This window comes from Tahibacter soli (assembly GCF_025717065.2).
In the GTDB taxonomy this organism is placed as follows: Bacteria; Pseudomonadota; Gammaproteobacteria; order Xanthomonadales; family Rhodanobacteraceae; genus Tahibacter; species Tahibacter soli.
On the sequence record NZ_JAOVZO020000017.1, the window covers coordinates 514,038 to 528,562 of the forward strand.

Sequence of the window (14,525 nt, forward strand, 5' to 3'; positions counted from 1 at the left end):
TCCTTCAGGGCTGCGGCGGCGAATCGTGCGCGCGATCGGCCATGAAGAACACTTCGCCGTCGACGAGCCGCTCGGAAATCGGATGATTGAACGCGCGCGACAAGGCGGCGCCGGTCATGACGTCGCGGATCGGTCCGTGTATGACCGTTCCGTCGCCGAGAAACAAGATGCCGTGCGTCGAATACGCGTACGCGAGATTCGTGTCGTGGATCGAGTACACGATCGTCCTGCCGGCGCGCGCGAGCGCTTCGAGGTGGCCGAGCACGAGTATCTGGTGATGCAGGTCGAGCGACGCGGCCGGTTCGTCGAACAGCATCGTGTCGACTTCCTGCGCGAGCAGCGTCGCGATCGAGACGCGCTGACGCTCGCCGCCGGACAGCGTCGTCACGTCGCGATCGACGAAGCCGTCCATGCCGACCGCCGCCAGCGCGCGGTAGGCGACCGACCAGTCTTCCTCGCCGCCCCATTCCCACAGCGACAGGCGCGGATGCCGCGCCGACAGCACGACGTCGATCACCTTCATGCTGAACGCGTCGGTCACGGTCTGCGGCATGAAGCCGCGCAGACGCGCCAGACGCAGCGGATCGTGCCGGTGCGCATCGACGCCGTCGACCAGCACGTGGCCCGCGTGCGCACGCGCAAGGCCGGCGACCGCGCGCAGCAGCGTCGACTTGCCGGCGCCGTTCGCGCCGAGTACGCACCACATTTCGCCGGCGCCGATGCGCACGTCGAGCGCGCGCGCGAGGTCGCGGCCGGCGACGCGCAGCGTCAGATCGCGCAGTTCGACGCGGGTCGGCGCGTTCATCGCGTGCGCAGCAGCAGCGACAGAAACGCCGGCACGCCGATGAACGCCGTGACGACGCCGACCGGCAGCTGCAGCGGATCGACGATCGTGCGCGCGGCGGTATCGGCGACAACGAGAAGGCCGCCGCCGGCGATCGCGCAGGCCGGCAAGAGCACGCGCTGATCGTTGCCGACGAGAAGACGCAGCGCATGCGGCACGACGAGGCCGACGAAGCCGATCGTGCCGGCGGTCGTCACGGCGACGGCCGTCGCGATCGATGCCGCGACGAAGATGAAGCGCTTGAGCGCCGGCACGCGCACGCCGAGCGTCGCGGCGACGGCGTCGCCGCGCAGCAGCACGTTGAACTGGCGCAGGAGCGGCATCGCGGCGGCGACGATGAGCGCGAGCGCGGCGAGCGCGGGCCACCAGCGCTCGACGCCGCCGAGATCGCCCATCGCCCAGAACAGCATGCCGCGCAGGTTGCGTTCGGGCGCGAGCACGAGAATCAGCGTGACGACCGCGCCCCAGCCGGCGGCGAGCATCACGCCGGTCAGGATCAGGCGCGGCGAGTCGACGACGGTCGTCGAAATGTGCAGCCGGGCGAGGTCGCGATTGGCGAGCACGAACACGAGCAGGCTCGATGCGAGCGCGCCGGCGGCGGCGCCGAACGTCACCGCGACGAGGCCGGCGCCGAACAGCATCGCGCCCAGCGCGCCGACGGCGGCGCCGCTGGAAAGGCCAAGAATATACGGATCCGCAAGTGGATTTCGCAGCAGAACCTGCATCAGGCAGCCGGCGACGGCGAGGAGACCGCCGGTGCCGAACGCGGCGAGCGTGCGCGGCAGGCGCAACTGGTAGACCGCGGCGCCGGCGAGGCTGTCGCCGGGCGATACCAGCGCGGCGAGCGAATCGCCGATGCCGATGTCGCTGCTGCCGAGCAGCAGGGCGACGAACACGGCGGCGAGCGCGCACGCGAGCAGCACGGTCCAGACGGCGACGGCGCGCGCGAAGCCGGCGGGCCGGTACGGCGCGGAATCGTCGGGCGCTGACGTTGCTTCGGGCCGTGCCCGGCGTTCGGGATGAGTCATGCGGTGCGCAGCATAGGCTTGGCGTTGCGGCGAGTCCATGCGCTCGCCGCCCCGCCGGATCGGCCGGCGAGCGCCGCACGCCGGTGCGGATGGATCGGTCGGGGGGCGCGATTGTACGGTGTGCGCCTGCGCCGCGCGCATCTGTTCCAACCCGCGCGCGCCGAGCGGGTGTACAGTTTTCGCCTCACGCTTCGGGGGCCTGGCAATGCGGTGGACTCGGTCTATGGCCGGCGCGGCGATCGCGCTGTACGCGGTTGCGGCGGCGGGGCAGTCGGTGCCGCCGGACCTTGCGCTGGTCGAAATCACGCGTGCGGTGCCGGCGCCGATCGGCGTGCGCGCGCCGCACGACGGCAGCGGCCGGCTGTTCGTGATCAGCCAGGCGGGAACGATCCGCATCGTCAAGAACGGCGTGTTGCTGCCGACGCCGTTCCTGACGCTGTCCGTGACCTATCCCGGCAGCGGCGGGACGAGTGGTCTGCTCGGTCTGGCGTTTCATCCGAACTACGGTCGCGCGGGGCTTCCGCACAGCGACGAGTTCTATGTCGCGTCGATGCGTTCGGGCAACTGCAGCGTTGCGGGCAGTTGCCTGGGCAGCGGACCCGACGAAGTGGTCGAACGTTTCACCGTTTCGGCCGACCCCGATGTCGCGAACCCGGCCGGCACCGTCGTACTGCGCCTTGCCGATAACTCGCCACCGTCGTTTCACAATGGCGGCGATCTGCATTTCGGACCGGACGGCTATCTGTACATGTCGTCCGGCGACGGCGGCCAGGAAAGCGGCACGAACGGATTTGCCGAATGCCTGTGGAAGAAGCCGGCGGACAACAATCCGGCGACCTGCGGCACCGGCAGCGGCACGCAGTATTTCCTGCGCGGCAAGATGCTGCGCATCGACGTGGACACGCGCGGCGCGAACGCGACGGCCGAGATGTGCGGCACCGCGACCGGCCAGCCGGCGCAATACGCGATCCCGCAGGACAATCCGTACTTGGCGTCGACGAACACCTGCGACGAAATCTTCCTGTACGGCTTCCGCAATCCGTGGCGCTTCAGCTTCGATCGCGAGACGGGCGATCTGTGGATCGCGGACGTCGGCCAGAGCCGGTCGGAGGAAATCGACTTTCGTGCGGCAAATTCAACGCAGCCGCTGTTCTACGGCTGGCGCTGCATGGAGGGATCGACGGTTTTCAACACCTCGAACGTCTGCGCGCCGCCGCTGCCCGCTCACGTATTGCCGCTGATGGAATACGGCCACACGGGCGGACGCTGCGCGGTCACCGGCGGCTTCCGGTATCGCGGGCCGATCGTGCCGTTCCGGGGCATGTACGTGTTCGCCGACTCGTGCTCGAGCGAAATCTTTTTCGCGCGGCCCGACGCGCAGAACGCGTGGTCGTTCACGCGCTGGCGCGACGATCCGAATGCCTACGGCTCGTATTCCGGATTCGGCGAGGACGAGGCGGGGAATTTGTACATCGCCAATACCGCGACGTCGGTCGTCTATCGATTCCAGTCGGACCAGACCGATGGAATTTTCGACGACGGGTTCGAGACGGCGGCATCGCGTTGACGAATCCCGGCGCGCCGGCCCGACCGGCTCGCCCGGTCCGCAGAAGCGTCGAGCGTTGAAGAAGCCGCCGGGGAGATGCCGCGGTGGTTCGCGAACCGGATGCGTCGCGGACGCGGCGCAGTTACCAGATCAGATCGTCCGGCACCTTGAACTGCGCGTAGTACGCATCGTCTTCGGAGGTGGCCGTCGACGGCTCGGCGTCCGCGTTCTGGCCATGATCGAGCACGATCATGGCGGCGTCGCGTTCGCGCACCTTGTCGGCGGCCGCGCGCGGCAACAACTCGAAGCGTTCGTCGATGCGCACGATCACGAGCGCGCCGGAGGACAGCTGCTTGCGAAGGTCGTCGTTGACCAGCACGGTGCGGATCGCGCCGTCGACGCTGAAGCGGTACTCGCTCTCGCCGGAGCGCGGTACTTTCCGGTCGGCGACGATCTGCCGCGCCTGGGCGCGAAGTTCGGCGACGCGCGCCTGTGCCTTGCTCTCGGCGGCGAGTGCGCGATCGCGTTCGACTTTCTCGGCCCGCGCGCGTTCCGCTTCCCGCTGGATTTCGCTGGGCGTGGCCGGCGCCTTGGAATGCCGGGCCTTGTTCTGCTCGCGCGCCACTTCGGCCACTTTGGACTTCTTGACCAGTCCCGCCTTGAGCAGCTGTTCCTGAAGAGGGTTCGCCTTTGCCATGTCGCCGTTTCGCGCTGAGGATTTCCGGCCCATCATACCTGCCGTCCCCGCCGCCCGCGCTCCTCCCGCCGCTCATGAACGTCTTGAAGTACCTCGCCGGCTATCCCGCGCACGTGCAGGCGCGCGTGCACGAACTGATCGCACAGGGCAGGCTGGGCGCCATGCTCGCCGAGAAGTACGATCAGCCTCACGCCGTGCGCAGCGACGGCCAGCTGTACGACTACGTGCAGGCGCTCAAGGACCGGCATCTGAAAAAATCGGTGCCGCTCGGCAAGGTGATCTACGACGCCAGGCTGCAGGTGGTGAAGCACGCGCTCGGCACGCACACGACCATCTCACGCGTCCAGGGCGACAGGCTCAAGACCAGCCGCGAGATTCGCATCGCCGGCGTGTTCCGCGACGCGCCCGCCGAGTTTCTCAGGATGATCGTCGTGCATGAGCTGGCTCACCTGAAGGAGGCCGAGCACAACAAGGCGTTCTACCAGCTGTGCACGCACATCGAGCCCGACTACCACCAGCTCGAGTTCGACATGCGGCTGTATCTGACGCATCTGGAGACGGAGGCGCGGTAACGCGACGCGTGTCGGTTCGCGTACCGGCTCAACTTTCCGGGATCGTCGCGGCCGCGAACGGTGCGAGCACCGTCCAGCCGAGGTTCGCATAGAGGCCTCGGCCGTCTTCCGTCGCGACCAGAAGCTGCGGAGTGGCGAGTGACTTTCTCGCGCTTGCGAGCGCGATCATCACCGCGGCGCCCAAGCCTTTGCGTCGATGATCATGCGCGGTCTCGATGCGATCGTAGATGAAGACATCCGCGGTTTCCGCCGCGCTACCGCTCGCGGCCCGGTCGCCGGTCGGCGCGATGACGCACGCGCGGGTGACGGGGCCGGCCCGATGGATTTCCATCGTGTAACCCTCTGGCAGAGGCCTTGCATCGGGGGTTGCGGCTGCCGCGGTCATGAAATGGTTTGCCGGTTGAATCTCCCAGCGAGCGGGCAGCGCGCTTCGCAGCTCTTCGTCGGAGCCGCACAGCTTCAGGTATTGCCGTGGCGCCGTAACCTCATGCGCGATGGCGCGCAACCCGTCGGATAGCCGCGGGAACACCCAGCGCGTCACTTCCTTTTCCGAGTGCGTATCGACCCGGAAGCCGCCGCGATCGTGAACGGGGGCAGGAGAGCCGCGGGCGATGGAATGGGCGGCTTGCCAGGCGAAAAGGAGTTCCGGGTCGATGCGGGGCGGGGTCATGGCTGATCGGGGGCTGGTCGGGCGGGGCGTATGCCTGCGAATGCACGTGCTGCGTCGTGCTGGCTCTCGGTCGCGGCATCGTCGTGGCGTTCGACTAGAGCACTGCGCTGTCGCAGGGGGTGAGACGAAGGTTCGGGGATTGAAACAAGATGCACGTTTTCACCCGCAGAGGATGCGGGGAGTGGTGGGCCCACCAGGATTCGAACCTGGAACCAAAGGATTATGAGTCCTCTGCTCTAACCGTTGAGCTATAGGCCCTTTACTTTCCAACCCTGCCGCTCGTGCACGGAACCGTCCATGGTGCTCACGCCAGCCTCGCCATCCATGGCGAGGCGCTCGCCGGCGCGAGATGCGTTACTTCGCATCTCGCGAAAGCTCCGGCTCGCCCCACCAGGATTCGAACCTGGAACCAAAGGATGATGAGTCCTCTGCTCTAACCGTTGAGCTATAGGCCCTTCGTTTCCAACACGCCGCTCGTACAAGGAACCGTCCACGATGCTCATGCAGTCAGGGTTTCGACTGCCGCGGGCGGCGATTGTAGCCGTATCCGGGCCGTCAGGAGAAAACGGCGCGCCGCTGCGAAACCGGGGTCGCGCTCTTGGTTCTTCTTCGTTCGAGCCGGCAGGCGCGAGACGACGGCGCCACTACGACGCAACGCGCATCACCGTCGGCGACATTGACGGGTATGACTAGAGGCCGAGGGCCGCCGGCTCGCTCTTGATGCGCGTCAGTTCGTCGTCCGCCCGCAGGAAGACGCGTTCGATGCGCTCGGCGCCGCCGTACGCCGCAGCGCTCGCCGCGACGAAGGCCATGCCGTGTCGCGCGGCGAACGCATCGACCCTGTCGCGTAGCGTGCGCTCTTTGCCGCGCGTGTCGTCGCCGTGCAGCACCGCGATGAAGTCGCTGCTGTGGCTCGTACGGTTGACGCTGTCGCCGCTGCCGGGTTCGAGCGCGTCGTGCAGTTCGCGTTCGAGATCCTGCAGGCGCCGTTCGATCGTGCGCTCGCCGAGTTTCAGCGCGTGACCGGCCAAGTCCTGCACCTGGAATATCGCCACCGCGTAGCCGCCGCCCGCCTGCGCGAGATCATCGCGCTCGGGGGCTTCGGCGTGCGACGCTTCGACCTCAGCGAAGATCGCCGCGCGTTCCGATTCCTGCTGCCGCAGCCGCGCGTCGAGCAGCGTCATCGTCAGCCGTGCGAGCGCGCTCAGGCCCGTGCGCTGCGCCGCGTCGAGCGCGCGCGGCTTGCGGTCCAGCACGCAGACCGTGCCGATCGCCGCGCCTTCCTCGGTCACCAGCGGCATGCCGGCGTAGAAGCGCAGCGACAGGTCGCCGGTCACCAGCGGATTTTCCGCGAAACGCGCGTCTTCGCGCGCGTCGGCCACTTCCATGAGCTGTGCCGGCGCGTCGATCGCGTGATTGCAGAACGCCTCGTCGCGGCGCGTGCCCGTGGCGTCCAGGCCGCGGCTCGCCTTGAACCACTGTCGATCGCGATCGACGAGCGACACGAGCGCGATCGGCGTATCGCACAGGATCGACGCGAGCGCCACGATGTCGTCGTACGCGGCCTCGGGAAGGCTGTCCACGACGCGGTAGGTGTCGAGCACGCGCTGACGCGTGGTTTCTTCAAGCGGTTTCGCCATGATGCGTCCTTTCGCGAAGTCGTCCGCACTGTCGTCGCGGCGCCGACGGGAAGCCGAAATCTCGCCGGCGAGGATGCAATAGCCCGCCAATCGCGACAAGCGCGACCGTGTCGGTTCACCCGCCATTGACGACGATCCGTCGGTCCGTCGCTAGCAACCCGCCGGCAGCGCGAACGCATCGCAGAACAAGCGGTCGACGACGCCCGCTTCGTACGCGCCGATGTCGATCGCCGCGCCTTGCGGTCGCGCCGCGCCGCGATAGTCGCTGCGGGTTTCCATCTGCGCGTTGTCGCCGCCGTCGACCGCCGCGCTCGTCGCACCGGGAATCAGCGGCGTCGTACCCGTCGTCGCCTGGTACCGCGGGTCGGCGACGGTGCTGTCGTCCGCATGCCCGCTGAGCGCCTGGATGTTCGTCTGCCATTGCGCGAAGCCGACCGGCGAGAAGAAATCGCTCGCCGCGAACTGCGGCGCCGATGCGCCGGCAAAGTACAGGTTGCGCGAAAATACCAATCCGGCATAGTCGCTCATCGCACTCGACCCGATCTTCACGATCGGCCTTGCCGCGGAGCCGTGCACGATGTTGTGCACGAAGCGGATGTTCGCGCCGGCCTGGCCGATCTCCGATTCGTTCGTCAGGAGGATAGACGCCTGCGCGCTGCGGCCGGTGTCGTAGCAGCTGTTGTTGTAGAACCGCGCGTTCGACGACGACGACGTGACCAGGCACGCCCATGTCGCGCCGACCACGACGTTGTTGCGCACGATGCCGTCGTACGTCTCGAACGGACCGTCGACGAGGCGTTCGGCATCGGTCGACTGCCCCAGCATCAGCGCGTTGCCGTTGTCCGCGCGGCCGATGTTGACGAGGCGATTGCGCTCGAACACGGGATTGCGCGCGTTGCCTTTCGCGTAAATGCCGAAGTCCGGTACGTCGTGCACGTAGTTGCCCGCGACGTGCGTGCGATCGGCGCCGACGATGTCGATGCCTTGCGCGTTGGCGCCCGGCACGACGACGGCCGCGTCCTGCCAGATTTCGTTGCCGACGATCTCGACGTCGTTCGCGGTGCGCACGAGCTTGACGATGTCGGCGGTGCTGCAGCACAGGCGGTTGTTGACGAGGCGCACTTTCGGCGTGTCGATCTTCACGACGTAGCCGTCGCCGCCGCCGCTCGCGCTGCCCTGGATCGTCAGCCCTTCGACGCGCCAGTACATCGGCCGGCAGTCGACGTTGCCGCTGCCGTTGCCGATCGTGTCCTCGTCGCAGTCGGAATGATAGAAGTACACCGTCGGTCCGGCGCCGGTGCTGCGCAGCACCGGCGACTCGCCAGCGTAGGCGCGCAGCACGATCCACGCCGCCGCGGTGCCGGGACGCTGCACGATCACGCGTTCGGTATAGGTGCCGGCGCGCACCTCGATCGCGTCGCCGGGCGCCACGAGCGCGACCGCGCGCGCAATCGTGCGCAATGGGGCTGCAATCGACGTGCCCGGATTCGCCGCGCCGTCGCTGCCGTTCGGCGCGACATACAATGTGGCCGCCGCGGCGCTGCCGCAAAATCCACTGATGGCGACGCCGAGCGGCAATGCGACGCGACGTTTCATGGTGCCTCCTGCAAAGGGGGCCACTATGCAGCGGCGGCTTGCGGCGAAGCGCGACCCTGCTCGCAGTTCCGCGTTCGCTGTCGCGGTCCATTTTGACGATCTCGAGGAAGACATGACCCTGTTTCGCACGATCGGCCGCTGTGTCGCGGTCATGTTCGCAATCGCCGCCAGCGCGAATGCGCAGTCGCCCGCCGACGCGACGCCGTGGCTCGACGATCTCGCGGTGCTCGAATCGGGCCTTGCGCGCTCGTACGCCAACTTCGAATTCAATCTGCGCGAGCGCCGTATCGATCTGCCGAACATCGACCGCACCGCGCGCACGGCGCTCGCGAACGCGCGCGACGACGCGGCCCGGCGCGCGGCGCTCGATGGCGTCGTCGCGGCGTTTCGCGACCCGCATCTGCGCATCGTCTGGAATCCCGTCGCGCCGGACGATGCCGCGCCGTCGCCGGCGTGCCCGGCCGGCTTGCGCGCGCAGCAGGAGGCTTCTACCGGCGTGCGCTTCGACCGCCTCGACGGCTATGCGCCGCTGGCGTCCGACGCCGCGCGCGACTACAAGGCGGCGTTGTACCAAAAGCCCGGCACGCGCACGCGCTACGGCATCGTGCGCATCGGCGCGTTCACCGAGCGTGCGTTCGGCCGCGCCTGCGCAGCCGGCGCGGCAGCGATCGGCGTCGCGCCCGACGCGCCGTGCGACGCCGCGTGCGAACGCAGGCTCGATATCGCAGTGGGCCGCGTGCTGAACGATTCGCTCGCCGTCGCGCTCGACGAACTGCGTCGAGGCGGCGCCGATCGTCTCGTCGTGGATCTCACCGACAACGGCGGCGGCTCGGACTGGGTCGAAGCGGTGTTGCGCATCGTCGGCGGCCCGGTGCGCGCCGCGCGCGTGGCGATGCTCAAGCATGCCGCGTGGCGCGCGCAGCTCGATGCGCAGCTCGCGCGCATCGACGCGGCGCCGGACGACGAACGCGCTGCGATCGCGCCGGTTCGCGCGGCGCTCGCGCGCGACCGCGCCGCACTCGCGGACGACTGCGACCTGTCGGCCGCGTGGACCGATCGCGACCTCGCGCTCGGCGCCAGACCGCTGCCGTGTTCGACGCTCGTCACGGGCTCGCTGCATTCGACGGGCTACGCGCCGCACGTCGCGCCGAGCGCGCGGGAGGCGAGCGACATCGACGTCATGCGGTTCGTCGCGCGACGCTACGGCGCATATCGCGAGCGCAAGCCGATGCTGCCGGTCGCGGTGCTCGTCAACGCGAACACGCATTCGGCAGCCGAACTGATGGCCGCGGCGCTCAAGGATGCGGGGCGCGCGACGATCGTCGGAGAAACGAGCGCCGGTGCCGGCTGCGGTCAGTTCACCGACACCGGAACGGGATTCGCGCTGCCGCGCAGCGGCGCTGCGGTGCATGCGCCCGATTGCGCGCGGCTGCGTGCCGACGGCAGCAACGAGCGTCGCGGCGTCGCGCCGGACGTCGCCGTGCCGTGGGGGCCGTCCGACAGCGCGTATCAGCGTGCCGAAAAAATGGCGGCGGCGTTGCAGCGGCTCGGTCGCCGCTAAGCGGGCGTCTTTCGCTTCGCCGCCAGGCGCGCGACGACCTTCGCGTTCGTCAGTTCGCGCAGCGCATCCTTGCCGATCCACCGCGTATGCGCCTGCTGCGAAGCGCCGAGCCGTTGCGCCAGCGAAACCGCGTCGCGATGCAGCGCTACGCTGCGACGCCCGATCGACCGCAGCGCCCAGTTCACGCCCTTTTTGACGAAGTTGCGTTCGTCGTCGGCCGCGCGTTCGATCCAGTCGAGGCTCGCGCGAAACGGCGCGTCGTCGCCGCCCTTGTGGTGCAGCGCCATGCTCGCGACCAGCGCGAACGCGGCGCGCCTGACGAATTCGTCGCGGCGCGTCGACCACGCCTCGGCGCGGCGCCACGCGAGCGGCGAGCGGTCGAACAGCGTGAAGCACAGCGTGTCGCAGACCGCCCAGTTGTCGAAGTCGCGCGCCCAGCCGTCCATCTGCGCGGCGGTCAGCTGTGCCGGATCGGCGACGTAGGCGGTCAGCATGCGTGCCTCGTACACGCCGGTTTTCCACAACGCCGCCGCGAGGTCGTGGTTGCGGCCGAACGATTTCGCGATCGCCTGGATGTCGCGCATGCCGACGCCGAGCGCGCGGTCGGACGGAATCGCGTAGCGCGCCATGCCGTCGCGCGTCGCCTTCGTCGCGCGTCGCTCGAGCTGCGCGAGCGCGTCGGCGACCTGTTCGGACAGCGGTCGCGTATCGGGCGCTCCGGTTTTGGACGCGCGCTTCGTCGGTGCGGTTGCTTTGTTCACTTTGCGGGTCTCGCGAACCGGGTCGCCGAAGTCTACCGCCGTGCCCGGCGCCGGAGTGCGCAGAAAGTGCTTGACAGGCGTCCCCGTCGTACATAACTTATGGGTTATACAACCTTTGAGTTATAGAAATGACGACCGCCCGAACCCTCGACAGCACGTTCGCCGCCCTGGCCGACCCGACGCGACGCGCGATCCTCGCGCGGCTATCGCTCGGCGAGGCATCGGTGAACGAGCTGGCCGAACCCTTCGCGATGAGCCAGCCGGCGATATCCAAGCACCTGAAGGTGCTCGAGCTCGCCGGCCTCATCTCGCGCGGCCGCGACGCGCAGCGCCGGCCGTGCCGCATCGAGGCCGCGCCGCTCGCGCAGGCGAGCGGCTGGCTCGACAACTACCGACGATTCTGGGAGCACAGCTTCGCGCAACTGGACGATCTGCTCGAAGAACTGAAAGCCGAGCAAGCCGCCGCAAAAAAATCCACCAAACGTCGAAATACCAAAGGAGACAAAACATGAGCGCCGCCAAGCCCCTGTCGATCGCGACCCCCGGCGATTGCGAAATCGTCATCACGCGCGAATTCAACGCGCCGCGCGAACTCGTTTTCGACGCGATGGGCGAAGCCCGTCTGCTCAAGCGCTGGTTCAACGGCCCGCCGGGCTGGACGCTCTCGGTCTGCGACGTCGACTTCCGCGTCGGCGGCAAGTATCGCTTCGTCTGGAACGGCCCCGACGGCGTCGAAATGGGCATGGGCGGCGTACACAAGGAAATCGTGCGGCCCGAGCGTGTCGTGCGCACCGAAATCTTCGACCAGGACTGGACCGGCGGCGAAACGATCGGCACCGCCGTGTTCACCGAGCGCGACGGCCGCACGACGCTGACGACGACGGTCGTCTATTCGTCGCGCGAGGCCCGCGACGCGGCGCTTCAGAGCGGCATGGCCGAAGGCATGGAGATGGGCTACCAGACGCTCGATGCGTTCCTGGCCGATCAGATCGCAGCCGGCGCGTGATCGGCAGCGGCGGCGCGCGGTGCGCCGCCGTTCTTTTCCTTGTCGTTTGACGGAGAATCGCAATGGCTAGCGCAACGCTCGGCACCGGCTCGCAGCCGGCACGCTACTGGGCCAGCATCGGCGTCATCGTGCTCGGCGTGCTCGTCAACGCGATCCCGGCGATCGCGATCGACGAAGTGTTCCATCGCCTCGAGGTGTATCCGGCCTGGGGCGAACCGATGTTCGATCCGTCCGACAATCTGCTGGCCTTCAGCTACCGCCTGCTGCTTGCGGTGGCGAGCGGCTGGGTCGTCGCGCGCCTCGCGCCGCGCCATCCGATGCGTCATGCGCTCATACTCGGCTGCGTCGGCGTCGTACTGTCGACGCTCGGCACGTTCGCGATGATGGGCTATGGACCGTTGTGGTATCCGCTCGCGCTGGTTGCCATCAGTCTGCCGGCGTCGCTGCTCGGTGCGCGCCTCGCGCTGCGCCGCGCGAGTGCGGCGACATGAACGCTTCGGTGCGCATATCGATGCCGAACGAGCGCGAAGTCGTGCTCGAGCGCGTGAGCCGTCGTCGCGGTTACCGGATCTCGCGCATCGCCGCGCCGACGGCTTGCGCATTCGCGTCGCCTTCGGCATCGAGTCCGTCGGCGGCGCCCACGCGATCTTCCACGGTGCGGTTCTGTCCCAGTTTCCACTTTCCCTCGATCCGCGCGATCGGCAGGCGCAGGCCGACGATGCCGCGCAGCTGCGTGCGCACGTAATCGTCCGGCGCGTCGGATACGCGCCAGCGCTCCGTGCGATGCGCCTCGCGCGCATCGGTGAGACTTTCCAGCAGCCGCAGCAGCGCGTCGGGTTCGTCGAATGCTTCGAGACGGCCGTACGCGTGCACGACGGTATAGTTCCACGTCGGCACCTCGCGATGATGCGCGGCCTTGCCGGGATACCAGCTCGGCGACACGTACGCGTGCGGGCCCGCGAAGATCGCGAGCGACGTGCGCGCCGCCGCCGCGAGCCGCCAGTGCGGATTGCCGCGCGCGACGTGGCCGACGAGCACGCCGTTCGGATGCGCCGCGTCTTGGAGAAGATGCAGCGGAATATGGCTCGCGAACGGCGCGTCGCCGTCGTCGGTGACGAGCGTGGCGAACGGGTTCGCGCGCACGAACGCGTGCAGTACGTCGAGGCGGGATTCGGCGAAGGCGGAAGGCGTGTACACGGCGGCTCCCGATGTGAGGGAGTTCCAGCGTAGCGCGCGCCGCGACCGCTGAAAGGAGCCAATGCGCGGCGACGCGCAGGCGCCTCTGTGCGGCGTATGATCGGCCTTGCCGTGGAAGGGGAGCCGCGATGCTCGAGGAAACGCTGTTCAACGCCGCCGACGCGGCCTACGACGCAGCCGACTATGCGACGGCGTTCCGGCTGTTCACGCAATGCGCCGAACTCGGCGAAAGCGCGGCCATGTCGCGTCTCGCGCTGATGTGCGACCTGGGGCACGGCGTGCCGATCGACATCGAAGCGGCCGTCGCCTGGGATCTGAAGGCGATCGAGGCCGGCTGCACGTCGTCGATGTTCAATCTCGCGGTCACGTTTCGCCGCTGCGGGCAGATACGTTCGTCGCGACTGTGGTTCGAACGCGCGCTCGACGCCGGGCACGGCGAGGCCGCGATCGAACTGGCGAAGCTCTACAGCGTCAGCGACCGCGAAGCCGACACCGCGATCGCGTACCTGCGCCGCGCGCTCGAATTCGACGACCTGATCGACGACGACCGCGCCGAAGCGCAGGAACTGCTCGCGCGCGATCCGCGCGACTGGTGAGCCGCCGCCGCTAGAGAAGAGACGACGATGACCCTGCGCGACAACCGCTCGATGCCGGGCGCGAGCGTGATTCCGGAACTGGCGTATCCCGACGTGCGCGAGGCCGCGCAGTGGCTGTGCCGCGCGTTCGGTTTCGTCGAGCGTCTGCGCATCGGCGGCCATCGCGTGCAGCTCGTGTACGGCAACGGCGCGATCGTCGTCGTCGGCGCGGGCGACGCGCCGTCGACGACGCATGCGACGCACCGCGTGATGGTGCGCGTCGACGATGTCGATGCGCATTACGCACAGGCCGTGCGGGCCGGCGCGCGAATCGCCGGTGCGCCGACCGACTATCCGTACGGCGAGCGGCAGTACGGTGCGATCGATCCTGGCGGGCACGCGTGGACGTTCTCGCAGTCGATCGCGGACAGCGATCCGGCGAGCTGGGGCGGCGAACTCTTACCCTAGTCGCGGCGACGCAAATTACGCTTGACGTATTACGATAAGCGTAATACGTTGGACGTATGGGAATTCAATCCTTTGACTGCAAGGACACGCAGGAACTGTTCGAAGGCGGCAGCCCGCGCCGCTTCCGGGCGATCACGGACATCGCCGAGCGCAAGCTGACGCAGCTCGACGTCGCGAAGACATTGGATTTTCTGCGCTCCCCGCCGGGCAACCGGCTGGAAGCCTTGCGGGGCAATCGCAAAGGCCAGTTCAGCATCCGGATCAACGATCAGTTCCGCCTTTGCTTCGTCTGGACCGACGCGGGTCCGGCCCGTGTCGAAATCACCGACTATCACTGACTGCCATGAACCGTCCGATCAATCGC

General features: G+C 68.2%; 17 protein-coding genes and 2 tRNA genes. 9 read left to right on the forward strand and 10 right to left on the reverse strand.

Features of this window, described 5'->3' with window-relative positions; all coding sequences use genetic code 11:
• Positions 1 to 4 precede the first annotated feature (4 nt).
• The gene (locus OD750_RS13400) at positions 5 to 805 is read right to left on the reverse strand and encodes an ABC transporter ATP-binding protein (protein ID WP_263545741.1); all 801 of its coding nucleotides are present in this window, start codon (positions 803 to 805) and stop codon (positions 5 to 7) included.
• Positions 802 to 1,872 (reverse strand): FecCD family ABC transporter permease, encoded by a 1,071-nt coding sequence (locus tag OD750_RS13405; RefSeq protein ID WP_263545742.1) that lies wholly within the window; start codon positions 1,870 to 1,872, stop codon positions 802 to 804. Before OD750_RS13405 ends, OD750_RS13400 begins: the two co-directional genes overlap by 4 nt.
• Positions 1,873 to 2,095: 223 nt before the next feature.
• Here OD750_RS13405 and OD750_RS13410 point away from each other — a divergent pair, with 223 nt between their 5' ends.
• The gene (locus OD750_RS13410; RefSeq protein ID WP_263545743.1) at positions 2,096 to 3,439 is read left to right on the forward strand and encodes a PQQ-dependent sugar dehydrogenase; all 1,344 of its coding nucleotides are present in this window, start codon (positions 2,096 to 2,098) and stop codon (positions 3,437 to 3,439) included.
• A gap of 121 nt (positions 3,440 to 3,560) precedes the next feature.
• Here the strand turns inward: OD750_RS13410 and OD750_RS13415 are convergent, their stop codons facing one another.
• Complete coding sequence (locus tag OD750_RS13415; RefSeq protein WP_263545744.1) at positions 3,561 to 4,115, reverse strand: DUF2058 domain-containing protein; 555 nt, start codon at positions 4,113 to 4,115, stop codon at positions 3,561 to 3,563.
• A gap of 74 nt (positions 4,116 to 4,189) precedes the next feature.
• On the opposite strand from OD750_RS13415, the gene OD750_RS13420 reads away from it, so the two are divergent.
• The gene (locus OD750_RS13420) at positions 4,190 to 4,687 is read left to right on the forward strand and encodes a M48 metallopeptidase family protein (protein WP_263545745.1); all 498 of its coding nucleotides are present in this window, start codon (positions 4,190 to 4,192) and stop codon (positions 4,685 to 4,687) included.
• Between the two features lie 28 nt (positions 4,688 to 4,715).
• On the opposite strand, the gene OD750_RS13425 is transcribed toward OD750_RS13420, so the two are convergent.
• From OD750_RS13425 to OD750_RS13445, 5 genes are all read right to left on the reverse strand, one after another.
• Positions 4,716 to 5,357: a GNAT family N-acetyltransferase gene (locus OD750_RS13425; RefSeq protein WP_263545746.1), complete on the reverse strand. Its 642-nt coding sequence runs from the start codon at positions 5,355 to 5,357 to the stop codon at positions 4,716 to 4,718.
• 182 nt (positions 5,358 to 5,539) lie between these two features.
• A tRNA-Ile gene (locus OD750_RS13430) sits at positions 5,540 to 5,615 on the reverse strand.
• 124 nt (positions 5,616 to 5,739) lie between these two features.
• Positions 5,740 to 5,812, reverse strand: a tRNA-Ile gene (locus tag OD750_RS13435).
• Positions 5,813 to 6,046: 234 nt separating this feature from the next.
• Entirely contained in the window at positions 6,047 to 6,997 is a 951-nt protein-coding gene (locus OD750_RS13440; RefSeq protein WP_336407561.1) for a GAF domain-containing protein, read from the reverse strand.
• A gap of 150 nt (positions 6,998 to 7,147) precedes the next feature.
• Positions 7,148 to 8,593: a choice-of-anchor Q domain-containing protein gene (locus OD750_RS13445; RefSeq protein WP_263545747.1), complete on the reverse strand. Its 1,446-nt coding sequence runs from the start codon at positions 8,591 to 8,593 to the stop codon at positions 7,148 to 7,150.
• 112 nt (positions 8,594 to 8,705) lie between these two features.
• Between OD750_RS13445 and OD750_RS13450 the strand changes: the two genes are divergently transcribed.
• The gene (locus OD750_RS13450; RefSeq protein ID WP_263545748.1) at positions 8,706 to 10,154 is read left to right on the forward strand and encodes a S41 family peptidase; all 1,449 of its coding nucleotides are present in this window, start codon (positions 8,706 to 8,708) and stop codon (positions 10,152 to 10,154) included.
• On the opposite strand, the gene OD750_RS13455 is transcribed toward OD750_RS13450, so the two are convergent.
• Positions 10,151 to 10,915: a DNA alkylation repair protein gene (locus OD750_RS13455; RefSeq protein WP_263545749.1), complete on the reverse strand. Its 765-nt coding sequence runs from the start codon at positions 10,913 to 10,915 to the stop codon at positions 10,151 to 10,153. The genes OD750_RS13450 and OD750_RS13455 overlap by 4 nt on opposite strands.
• A 128-nt stretch (positions 10,916 to 11,043) precedes the next feature.
• On the opposite strand from OD750_RS13455, the gene OD750_RS13460 reads away from it, so the two are divergent.
• The 3 genes from OD750_RS13460 (at position 11,044) to OD750_RS13470 (ending at position 12,412) form a co-directional block, all read left to right on the forward strand.
• A complete protein-coding gene (locus OD750_RS13460) occupies positions 11,044 to 11,427 on the forward strand; it encodes an ArsR/SmtB family transcription factor (protein WP_263545750.1) in 384 nt (127 codons plus the stop codon).
• Positions 11,424 to 11,921, forward strand: coding sequence for an SRPBCC family protein (locus tag OD750_RS13465; protein ID WP_263545751.1), 498 nt, complete (start codon positions 11,424 to 11,426; stop codon positions 11,919 to 11,921). Before OD750_RS13460 ends, OD750_RS13465 begins: the two co-directional genes overlap by 4 nt.
• Before the next feature lie 62 nt (positions 11,922 to 11,983).
• A complete protein-coding gene (locus tag OD750_RS13470) occupies positions 11,984 to 12,412 on the forward strand; it encodes a hypothetical protein (RefSeq protein WP_263545752.1) in 429 nt (142 codons plus the stop codon).
• Positions 12,413 to 12,482: 70 nt separating this feature from the next.
• Here the strand turns inward: OD750_RS13470 and OD750_RS13475 are convergent, their stop codons facing one another.
• Entirely contained in the window at positions 12,483 to 13,118 is a 636-nt protein-coding gene (locus OD750_RS13475; RefSeq protein WP_263545753.1) for an FMN-binding negative transcriptional regulator, read from the reverse strand.
• 128 nt (positions 13,119 to 13,246) lie between these two features.
• Between OD750_RS13475 and OD750_RS13480 the strand changes: the two genes are divergently transcribed.
• Genes OD750_RS13480 through OD750_RS13490 form a run of 3 tightly spaced genes read left to right on the forward strand, consistent with a single transcriptional unit; the run spans position 13,247 to position 14,499 of the window.
• On the forward strand, positions 13,247 to 13,714 hold the full coding sequence (locus OD750_RS13480) for a tetratricopeptide repeat protein (RefSeq protein WP_263545754.1): 468 nt from the start codon (positions 13,247 to 13,249) through the stop codon (positions 13,712 to 13,714).
• Positions 13,715 to 13,741: 27 nt separating this feature from the next.
• Positions 13,742 to 14,161 (forward strand): VOC family protein, encoded by a 420-nt coding sequence (locus OD750_RS13485; protein WP_263545755.1) that lies wholly within the window; start codon positions 13,742 to 13,744, stop codon positions 14,159 to 14,161.
• Positions 14,162 to 14,217: 56 nt separating this feature from the next.
• On the forward strand, positions 14,218 to 14,499 hold the full coding sequence (locus tag OD750_RS13490) for a type II toxin-antitoxin system RelE/ParE family toxin (RefSeq protein WP_263545756.1): 282 nt from the start codon (positions 14,218 to 14,220) through the stop codon (positions 14,497 to 14,499).
• Positions 14,500 to 14,525 lie beyond the last annotated feature (26 nt).

Coding starts and splice junctions, on each gene's coding strand:
- OD750_RS13400 (WP_263545741.1), bottom strand. CDS start 805: ATGAACGCGCCGACCCGCGTCGAACTGCGCGATCTGACGCTGCGCGTC.
- OD750_RS13405 (WP_263545742.1), bottom strand. CDS start 1,872: ATGACTCATCCCGAACGCCGGGCACGGCCCGAAGCAACGTCAGCGCCC.
- OD750_RS13410 (WP_263545743.1), top strand. CDS start 2,096: ATGGCCGGCGCGGCGATCGCGCTGTACGCGGTTGCGGCGGCGGGGCAG.
- OD750_RS13415 (WP_263545744.1), bottom strand. CDS start 4,115: ATGGCAAAGGCGAACCCTCTTCAGGAACAGCTGCTCAAGGCGGGACTG.
- OD750_RS13420 (WP_263545745.1), top strand. CDS start 4,190: ATGAACGTCTTGAAGTACCTCGCCGGCTATCCCGCGCACGTGCAGGCG.
- OD750_RS13425 (WP_263545746.1), bottom strand. CDS start 5,357: ATGACCCCGCCCCGCATCGACCCGGAACTCCTTTTCGCCTGGCAAGCC.
- OD750_RS13440 (WP_336407561.1), bottom strand. CDS start 6,997: ATGGCGAAACCGCTTGAAGAAACCACGCGTCAGCGCGTGCTCGACACC.
- OD750_RS13445 (WP_263545747.1), bottom strand. CDS start 8,593: ATGAAACGTCGCGTCGCATTGCCGCTCGGCGTCGCCATCAGTGGATTT.
- OD750_RS13450 (WP_263545748.1), top strand. CDS start 8,706: ATGACCCTGTTTCGCACGATCGGCCGCTGTGTCGCGGTCATGTTCGCA.
- OD750_RS13460 (WP_263545750.1), top strand. CDS start 11,044: ATGACGACCGCCCGAACCCTCGACAGCACGTTCGCCGCCCTGGCCGAC.
- OD750_RS13465 (WP_263545751.1), top strand. CDS start 11,424: ATGAGCGCCGCCAAGCCCCTGTCGATCGCGACCCCCGGCGATTGCGAA.
- OD750_RS13470 (WP_263545752.1), top strand. CDS start 11,984: ATGGCTAGCGCAACGCTCGGCACCGGCTCGCAGCCGGCACGCTACTGG.
- OD750_RS13480 (WP_263545754.1), top strand. CDS start 13,247: ATGCTCGAGGAAACGCTGTTCAACGCCGCCGACGCGGCCTACGACGCA.
- OD750_RS13485 (WP_263545755.1), top strand. CDS start 13,742: ATGACCCTGCGCGACAACCGCTCGATGCCGGGCGCGAGCGTGATTCCG.
- OD750_RS13490 (WP_263545756.1), top strand. CDS start 14,218: ATGGGAATTCAATCCTTTGACTGCAAGGACACGCAGGAACTGTTCGAA.